9 protein-coding genes are annotated in these 8,078 nt (G+C 67.8%); all 9 read right to left on the bottom strand.

From position 1 onward, the window contains the following. Positions 1–24 precede the first annotated feature (24 nt). Complete coding sequence (locus NA4_RS32195) at positions 25–462, bottom strand: hypothetical protein (RefSeq protein ID WP_067478803.1); 438 nt, start codon at positions 460–462, stop codon at positions 25–27. Between the two features lie 10 nt (positions 463–472). Continuing rightward, positions 473–1,177: a helix-turn-helix domain-containing protein gene (locus NA4_RS32190; RefSeq protein WP_067478800.1), complete on the bottom strand. Its 705-nt coding sequence runs from the start codon at positions 1,175–1,177 to the stop codon at positions 473–475. Between the two features lie 328 nt (positions 1,178–1,505). Then, positions 1,506–1,679 carry a hypothetical protein gene (locus NA4_RS40905; RefSeq protein ID WP_157129426.1) on the bottom strand — a complete coding sequence of 58 codons (174 nt, stop codon included), beginning with the start codon at positions 1,677–1,679 and terminating at the stop codon, positions 1,506–1,508. A gap of 113 nt (positions 1,680–1,792) precedes the next feature. Further along, complete coding sequence (bluB, locus tag NA4_RS32185; protein WP_067478808.1) at positions 1,793–2,413, bottom strand: 5,6-dimethylbenzimidazole synthase; 621 nt, start codon at positions 2,411–2,413, stop codon at positions 1,793–1,795. A gap of 127 nt (positions 2,414–2,540) precedes the next feature. Further along, positions 2,541–3,791, bottom strand: coding sequence for a fatty acid desaturase family protein (locus tag NA4_RS32180; RefSeq protein ID WP_067478797.1), 1,251 nt, complete (start codon positions 3,789–3,791; stop codon positions 2,541–2,543). 99 nt (positions 3,792–3,890) lie between these two features. Next, on the bottom strand, positions 3,891–5,345 hold the full coding sequence (locus tag NA4_RS32175; protein ID WP_067478794.1) for a fatty acid desaturase: 1,455 nt from the start codon (positions 5,343–5,345) through the stop codon (positions 3,891–3,893). 45 nt (positions 5,346–5,390) lie between these two features. Beyond that, the gene (locus NA4_RS32170) at positions 5,391–6,548 is read right to left on the bottom strand and encodes a ferredoxin reductase (protein ID WP_067478791.1); all 1,158 of its coding nucleotides are present in this window, start codon (positions 6,546–6,548) and stop codon (positions 5,391–5,393) included. 150 nt (positions 6,549–6,698) lie between these two features. Then, complete coding sequence (locus NA4_RS32165) at positions 6,699–7,262, bottom strand: DUF6912 family protein (protein ID WP_067478806.1); 564 nt, start codon at positions 7,260–7,262, stop codon at positions 6,699–6,701. Positions 7,263–7,272: 10 nt separating this feature from the next. Next, the coding region (locus NA4_RS32160) for a WS/DGAT domain-containing protein (RefSeq protein WP_157129424.1) at positions 7,273–8,078 on the bottom strand (806 nt) is incomplete at its 5' end.

Raw genomic sequence — 8,078 nt, 5'->3', positions numbered from 1 at the left:
CATGGGCCCATGTAGGCAAACATTTTACCGATTCGGCGGCGTGGCGCCCGACGTGCTCTGGATGATCTTGGCCAGCGTTGATCGGTCGACGTTGGAACCGCGCAGGGCGATGCTGGCGACGTTCGCGTCCCGCATGGTCGCGAGCAGTTCGAGCTCTCGATCGATCGCCGCGGCGGCGGGGCCGCTGGTGAGGAGGTAGTCGGCGGACACACCGAAGGTGCGTGCCACCGCGACCAGGATCTCGACATCGAGCGTGCGTCCGCGATTCTCGTGGTCGAATTCGCCGCCGCGCAGGCGCGTCAGGTAGCCGGCATGCACGTCGCGCCCGAGGAATTCGCTGACTTGCGCCGCGACGGACGCGGTGCTGCGCTCCGGGGCCGATCGCGGGTGCACCACGGCGAACAGCCGATTGATCTTGTGGCTCAGTGTTGGGGCGGCGCCGTCCGGCCCGTCATCGGTCATGTTGGTCCCCTCAGTCGCCGCCGTTTCGAACCGCGGTCGTCGCCATGTTCGCGGCCAGCCAGCGTGCGCGGAATTGGGCTTCGGTCGCTGCATCGAGATCCTCCGATCGTCCGGCCAGCCAGCGGCGGTACCGGCGTTCCTGTAGTTCGGTGGCGTCGCTGGCCTCCGCCGGCACCGCGAGCAAGTGCGCGAAGGCCATCTCCACCAGCGGATGCAGCTGTCTGCCCGGGCCGCCGTTACGCTCGAGCATCGCGGTCGCGTAGCGCGCGGACAACTTGGAGATCACCCGATTGAGTTCGGCGATCGCCGCCAGCACCTGTGGGTCTGCGGTGCGGCCGTGTTCGACGGCGTCGTTGAGCCCGCCGCACGCGGCGAGCAGCCCGGTGAGATCGGCGATGTCGAATCGGATCGCATCGGGTCCGGCCACCACCGAGTTGCCTTCGCCCTGGGAGGTGCCTGCCGGTTCGTCGGCGGCGGGGGTTCCGCCCGCGTAGGTGCGCGCGGCGCTGCCCGGCAGCCATCGCAGCGGCGCGTCGAGCTTGTTCAGCGTGTGCACGCTGATCGTCGCCTCGCCGTCTTCGATCTTCCGGATGGTCGGCGCCGAAGGTCCCCCGAGGTCGCCGATCTGTAGCTGGGTGAGGCCGAGCTCGTCCCGGCGTTCCTTGATGATTCGCCCGAATCTCTTCTGCCGCGACAGCTCCGAAGGGCTATGCATAGTGGGTCCATGGTAAGCCGCTAGCAGGCTTCAGGCAAACAAATAGAAAGTACTTGGAAAATCTGTCGAAAGTTGGTACGGTACTTTTGCGCTGGGCCCGGAGGGGTGGCCGTGCGCCGGGTTCCGGGACGAGCAGGGGCGTTCGCCCGGGATGGGCGTCCGGCTCTGTCACGCAACGGTGCGTGGCAGACCGGTAGCGGCGGTGGAGGGGATCGTCGCTGCGCCGGGGTTCACCGTCGGCGAAGGGGGCCGACGGTGAACCTCCCTCGCCGCGGATACCGTGCCCGGCCATCGCGTGGGTAGCCGCGACGATCAGCGGAGCGTGGGTTCAGGGCCTGCTCGGAATGCCCGGCCGCCGATGGCGTCCTTCGTCGGCGATGATCCGCAGGCAGGTCTGGTGCTTGGTCTCGCCGGGAATGCCCTCCCGGCGCAGGCGCAACATCGCCTGTGCCAGGTCGATGCCCAGCTCGTTCGATAGGCGAACCGCATCGACATTGGCCATTGCACAAACCTCCTGGAAAACACCGCGAACGAAGAAGACTGCGTCAGAAGCAGTTTCGTCCTTTTCGTACCCAGTCGGCGTGCGATTGAACCATGAACTAACCGGCGGCGGCCTCAGCCGCGGTAGGTTTCGCGATGCACCGCGTCCGTCAGCGGCCGTCCGGCGCGCCAGCCGAAGCGCTCCAGATCGGGAATGTCCTGGAATTCGTCGACCGGACCGACGCAGAGCCAGGCGACCGGGCGGATGCCCTCGGGGAGGCCGATCAGGTCGGCGAGGAAATCGGGGTCGTAGAACGACACCCAGCCGACGCCGACGCCCTCGGCCGTGGCGGCCAGCCACAGGTTCTGTATCGCGAGAACCGCCGAGTAGACGCCGGTTTCGGGCACGGTCGCCCGCCCGAGCACCTGCGGTCCGCCCCGGCCGTGGTCGTAGCAGACCACGATGCCGGTGCCGCTCTGCAGAATCCCTTCGATCTTGATCGGCTCGAATGTCGCCGCACGCTCCGGTGGCAGCGCGTCCCGGAACTCGACGCGCCGCTGCGCCACGTGGTCGGCGAACTTGCGCAAGGTCGCCTGCTCGCGGACGATCACGAAGTCCCACGGCTGCGAGTTGCCGACGCTCGGCGCCCGGTGTGCGGCGTCGAGCAGCCGCCACAGCGTGGGCTCGTCCACGATCTCGCCGGTGAACTCCGCGCGCACGTCACGGCGGCGCCGGATGGCCTCGTAGACGCTCAGCACCTCAGCATGCACTGCCCGAGTCAATCAAACTCGCGACCGCCTGCACGCACCGCGGCTACCGAAGTCGCCTCCGAGTCGTGCCGCGGTACCCGGCACCCCCGCTGCGGGCCGACTGCAGCGCAAGTCACCCGAAGGAGCCGCGACGGGTGAACCGCCGGCGGCCTTGGGCAAGCGCGGTGCGCAGACCGCGGCGCTTGCCGGTCACCGGGTCGACCATGACGGTGGTGCGGCCGCGGAACTTGCGCTCCGAGGCGGTTTCCGGGGCGTCGTCTGCGGTGGCGCGCAGATATTTGTTCGGCAGCGACAGCTTGAGAATGGTCCGCCACGCCTTGAAGTACTGCACCGGCAGCGAGCCGGTGGTGTAGGGCAGGTCGTACTTGTCGGCCAGCTCGCGCACCCGCACAGCGATGTCGGCGTACCGGTTGCTCGGCAGGTCGGGGAACAGGTGGTGCTCGATCTGGTGGCTCAGATTGCCGGTCATGAAGTGCATGACCGGGCCGCCGGAGATATTGGCGCTGCCCAGCATCTGGCGCAGGTACCACTGGCCCCGCGTCTCGCCGTCGATATCGGCCCTGGTGAACTTCTCCGCACCGTCGGGGAAGTGCCCGCAGAAGATCACCGCGTTGGACCACACATTGCGGACCGCGTTGGCGGCCAGGTTCGCGGTCAGCGTGGAGAAGAACGCGGGACCGGTGAGCGCGGGGAACACCACGTAGTCCTTGAGGATCTGCTTGCCCATCTTGGTGAGCGCCTCTTTGCGCTTGTGCTCGAACTCGGCGCGCTCGGGAGTGCCCGGCTTGTACCGCCCCGCCGCCAGCTTGCCCAACTCCAGGTGCTGGATGGCAACGCCGTACTCGAAGAACAGCTGCAGCACCAGGTTGTAGATCGGATTGCCCAGGTTGAACGGCTTCCAGCGCTGGTCGCGAGTCACCCGCAGCAGGCCGTAGCCGATGTCGTCGTCCATGCCGAGCACGTTGGTGTACTTGTGGTGCAGGTAGTTGTGGGTGTGCTTCCAATGCTTGGCCGCGCCCGTGTTGTCCCATTCCCACGAGCTGGAGTGGATCTCCGGATCGTTCATCCAGTCCCACTGCCCGTGCATGACGTTGTGCCCGATCTCCATGTTCTCGATGATCTTGGCGGTGCTGAGCAGGGCGACACCGGCCAGCCAGGCGCCGCGGACGGGGCTGGCGAAGAGCACCGCCCGGCCGCCGATCTCGAGTACTCGTTGCAGCCGGATGACATTGCGGATGTACTTCGCGTCGCGCCCACCGCGCGACGCCTCGATTTCCTGCCGGATCGCGTCGAACTCCGCGCCGAGTGCTTCCACGTCGGCCTCGGTAAGGTGCGCGTATTCCTTGACATCGGAGATCGCCATGCGGGTTACCTTACCGTAAGTTACGAGACCGTAAGTTACCGAGTCGGCGACAATGGTGTGGCAAATCCCCTATTGCGATCCGCGAGCTGGAATGCTAAGTTAGCGCGCCCTTCGTCGAAGTCGAAAAGGCTTGTCCCGCTTGGCTTTTTCGCGCAGCGCCGCCTGTTCCTGGCGGGCTCTTTCCTGGAGTGCGAGCTTGGCCTCGCGCAAGAGCTGCCGCTCGTGCTCGGCCTTCTCTTTCAGCGCAGCCTTGGCCTCGCGCAGCACCTCTTTCTCTTGCCGCGCCTTCTCCTGGAGCACCACTTTCGCCTCGTGCAGCGCCGAACGCAGACCACGGCGCTTGCCGGTCTCCGGATCGACGCGCAGCCAGTGCGTGGACTCCGCGCCCGGCAGCGTCACGCCACCCAGCGAGGGCAGCGTGATGCCCGCGAACTTGCGTTCCGAGGAGGTCTCCGGGGCGTTGTCGGCGGTCGCCTTGAGGAATCGGTCCGGCAACGCCAGCTTGTGGATGGTGCGGAAGGCGAGCAGATACTGCTTGCCCAGAGAGCCGGTGGTGTAGGGCAGGTCGTACTTGTCGCACAGCTCACGCACCCGCGCCGCGATCTCGGGGTAGCGGTTGCTCGGTAGATCCGGGAACAGGTGGTGCTCGATCTGGTAGCAGAGGTTGCCGCTCATGAACGCCATGGCGGGACCGGCTTTGAAATTGGCGCTGCCGAGCATCTGGCGCAGATACCACTCGCCGCTGGTCTCGTTCTCCAGCTGCTCGATGGTGAACTTCTCCGCACCGTCGGGGAAGTGGCCGCAGAAGATCACCGCGTACGCCCACAGATTGCGCACCAGGTTCGCCGTCGCGTTGGCCTTCAGCGTCTGCTTGAACGCAGGCCCGGTGAGCACGGGGTAGATCAGGAAGTCCTTGGCCACCTGACGGCAGATCTTGCGGCCGAAGTCCCGGTTCGGCTGCGACATCAGGTGCCAGCGCGGCGTGTCGGACAGTTGCTTCTCGATGCCCCAGTCGTGCAGTGCGATGCCCCACTCGAAGGTGGCGGCCAGCAGGAGGTTCGCCAGTGGCTGCACCAGGTGGATCGGACGCCACGGCTCGTCGCGGGTCATCCGCAGGATGCCGAAGCCGAGGTCCTCGTCCTTGCCCAGGACGTTGGTGTAGGTGTGGTGGGAGTAGTTGTGCGCTCGGCGCCACTGGGAGGAGGGACCCGTCATGTCCCACTCCCAGGAGGTGGAGTGGATCTCCGGGTCGTTCATCCAGTCCCATTGCCCGTGGCCGACGTTGTGCCCGAGCTCCATGTTCTCGATGATCTTGGCGACCGACAGCAGCGCGGTTCCGGTCAGCCAGGCCCAGCGGTTGCGGCTGCCGAACAGCACGGCGCGGGCCGCGACCTCCAGACCGCGCTGCGCCGCGATCGTGCGCCGGATGTATTTGGCATCGCGCTCACCGCGGGACGACTCCACCGAGCGCCGGATGGAATCCAGTTCCTGCCCCAGTGTCTCGATGTCGGTCGCCGTGAGGTGAGCGAACGTCTTGATATCGGTGATGGCCACCGGGGTCCTTTCCCTACTCGATCCGAATCGAGCGTACCTGCCGGGCTAAACGTCCAGGGTGCAATCGCCGGCGGCGGCCGAGACGCAGGTCTGCACTTTGTCGCCCGCGCGGCGCTCGTCGCCGTTGCGCAGATCGCGCACATGGCCGGAACCGACTGTGACGACGCAGGTCTGACAGATGCCCATCCGGCAGCCGAACGGCATCTGCACACCGACCGACTCGCCCGCCTCCAGCAGGCTGGTCGCGCCGTCCACCTCCGCGGTGCGTCCGGTCTTGCCGAAGGTGACCGTGCCGCCCGCGCCGACCGCGGAGCGCTCGATCTCGAACCGCTCCACGTGCAGCCGGTCCGACCGGCCCGCGTCGCGCCAGTGCTTCTCGATCTCGTCGAGCATCCCGGCCGGCCCGCACGCCCAGGTGTGCCGCTCGCGCCAGTCGGGGAACTCGGTGTCCAGATCGGCGAGTGCGAACTTGCCGCGTTCCGCGGTGAGATGCAGGTGGGTGCGGAAACCCGGATTGCGATCGTGCAGGTCGCGCAGCTCATCGCCGAACATCACGTCGTCGTCGGTGCGCGCGGAGTGCAGGTGCGCCACGTCGGTGAAGACCTCGCGGCGGTCCATCGCGCGCAGCATGGACATCACCGGGGTGATACCGCTGCCCGCGGTGAGGAACAGCACCTTCTCCGGCGGCGGGTACGGCAGTACGAATCCGCCCTTCGGGGCGGCGAGCCGGACGATGGTGCCGACCGGAACCCCGCTGACCAGGTGGCTGGACAGGAATCCCTCCGGCATCGCTTTCACCGCGATCGAGATCAGCCGTTTGCCGCCGTGTTCCGGCGCGGACCAGTCCGGCGGGCAGGTCAGCGAGTACGAGCGCCAATGCCAGCGTCCGTCGACCAGGATGCCGATGCCGATGTACTGGCCGGGTTGGTAGGTGAAGTCGAAGCCCCAGCCCGGCTGGATCACCAGCGTGGCGGAGTCGGCGGTCTCCTTGCGGACCTCCACGATGCGTCCGCGCAGCTCGCGCGCCGACCACAGCGGGTTGGCCAGGTGCAGGTAGTCATCCGGCAGCAGCGGGGTGGTCACCCGCGCGACGGCGCCGCGCAGCATGTTCAGCTTCCCGCCGCGCTCGGCGACACTCGCCGCGGGCGCCTCCAGCCACGCGCGCACACCTCGCACCGAGAAGCTCCCAATTTTCGAACCCATCGCTGCCGTCGGTCTCCCTGTTGTCGGTTGCGCGGGCCGCCGTCTCCTCGAGCGAACGCGGCCTCGGCAGCAAGGTTACGGCATCGTAGGTTACTGCGGGTGGGCGAGCCCGCGAACGCAGGCCGAGCGTGCCGTGGTCCGGTACAGCGTTCAGAGCAGTTCGAGCAGGAACGGCAGCTCCTGCGCGGCATACCAGGCCAGCTGGTGGTCTTCGGCGTCACCGAGGACGAACTCGGCGTCGGTGTCGCCGAGATCGGCCGCGTCGACCACGTCGACGGCCTTGGCGACCTGCGGTTCGGCGTCGGCCAGGTCGACGTGCACCGAGGCGATCTGCTGGTAGCTGATCGGGCCAGCCAGCCGGACCACCGCGTCGTCCAGATCGGGCCGCAGCTTCGCGCCGGTCACGTCCGCGGCGACCACCGCGCGCCGGTAGACCGGGCCGCCGCCGATGACCGGTGCGGCGTCGTCCGGGTGCTCCGGTTCGGGGAGGTCCGCCGATTCGCCGATCGCCTCGCGTTCGGCGGCGAGCAGCCGCAGCGAGGCGCGGGCGGCCTCGGCCATGGCCACCTCGCCGAGTTCTTCGTCATCGCCGGAGGCATATGCCTCGCGCAGCGCGGGCGTCACCGCGAACGCGGTCCCGCCGACAGCGGCCAGCACCCGGTCGGCGACCAGCGTGCGCAGCATCGGCACCGTCGCCGGGATATAGACCCGCAGCTTCTTCTGTTCAGATGCAGGCACCGAGCATCTCCTCCATGGAATCGCGCACCGCCGCGGTCAGCACGCCGATATCGGCCATCGCGTCGCGGTCGGCGTTGAGACCGTAGAAGACATGCCCGTCATAGGACGTGATCCCGATGCTCAATGCTTGATTGCGCAGCAGTGGCGATACCGGGTACATCTCCAGCATCCGCGCGCCGCCGATGTACATCGGCGCCTGCGGACCCGGCGCGTTGGTGATCACCAAGTTGAACGTGTGTTCTGCGAACGTACTCGCCGCGCGCACGCTCATCGCATGCAGGCTGGCCGGAGCGAACCCGGCCAGGTGCACCAGGGTGCGCGCGCGGACGGCGTGCCGCTGGCGGCCGTTGGGCTCGGTGGCGTGCGCGATGTGCGACAGTCGCATCACCGGATTCGGCTCGCCGACCGGCAGATCGATCAGGAACGACGACACCTCGCTCGCCGCCTGCGCCTGGTTTCCTTCACTCCCCTCCAGGTACACCGACATCGGCACCACCGCACGCAACGTCGTGGACTCGACCAGCGCCTCACCGCGCGACAGCAGCCAGTTGCGCAGCGCGCCGGTGACCACCGCGAGGATCGTGTCGTTGATCGAGCAGTCGAAGCGCCCGCGGATGGCGCGATAGTCCTCCAGTTCGGTGCGCACCACCGCGAAGCGCCGAGTCCGTGAGGTGGGGGTGTTCAGCGGGCTGTCCGGGGCGCCTGCCGCCGCGGCGCGCACCGCCGAGATCACCGACTCCACCGCCTTGCCCGCGGTGCCGAGCACCGCGAACGCGCTCGCGCTCGCGTCGC

The sequence above is a fragment of the Nocardia amamiensis NBRC 102102 genome (assembly GCF_001612745.1).
Taxonomy (GTDB): domain Bacteria; phylum Actinomycetota; class Actinomycetes; order Mycobacteriales; family Mycobacteriaceae; genus Nocardia; species Nocardia amamiensis.
The sequence above is the reverse complement of the archived record's forward strand: the minus strand, read 5'-3'. Positions and strand labels throughout refer to the sequence as shown.